At 75.8% G+C, this 459-nt stretch carries 1 pseudogene; it reads right to left on the bottom strand.

Going from position 1 to position 459, the window contains the following annotated elements:
• A pseudogene (locus tag AOK11_RS45950) lies at nucleotides 1-459 on the bottom strand (amidase family protein); the annotation flags it as partial.

Raw genomic sequence — 459 nt, 5'->3', positions numbered from 1 at the left:
CTGAGCCCGACGGGGCCGGCCGGGCTCTGCACTCCGGGCAGGGTCAGCACCGGCAGGCCCGCCACGCTCGCGGCGCAGATCAGCTGCACGGTCGCGGTACGCAGTGCCATGCCGGTGACGGCCGGACCGGGCGGGGGAGCCGCCGTTGGGGCCGCCGGCTGTACGAGCGCGGTCCCGGGCGGGATCAGTTCGGCGAGCGCGCTCCGCGCCTGGCTCACGGTGTCCCGGGCCCACGCGAGGTATTCGGCCGGCATGCCCTCACCCGCAGCGATGGCGTCTGCGACGAGGGGCGAGACGGCCTCACGGTGCGCCTGCAGCCAGCTGCCGTGCAGCTGCCACATCTCCACGGCCTGGAGGACACCCAGCGCCTCCGCCCACTCCTCGAGATGTGCGGCGCAGGTGCTGCTCCTCGGCTGCAGCGGGACGGCCAGCCGGTCCGCCCACGCGTGGGCTGCGTCG

Source organism: Streptomyces hirsutus (genome assembly GCF_001418415.1).
GTDB lineage: Bacteria > Actinomycetota > Actinomycetes > Streptomycetales > Streptomycetaceae > Streptomyces > Streptomyces hirsutus.
Note: the sequence above shows the minus strand (reverse complement) of the source record. Positions and strands in the feature narration are given on the sequence as shown.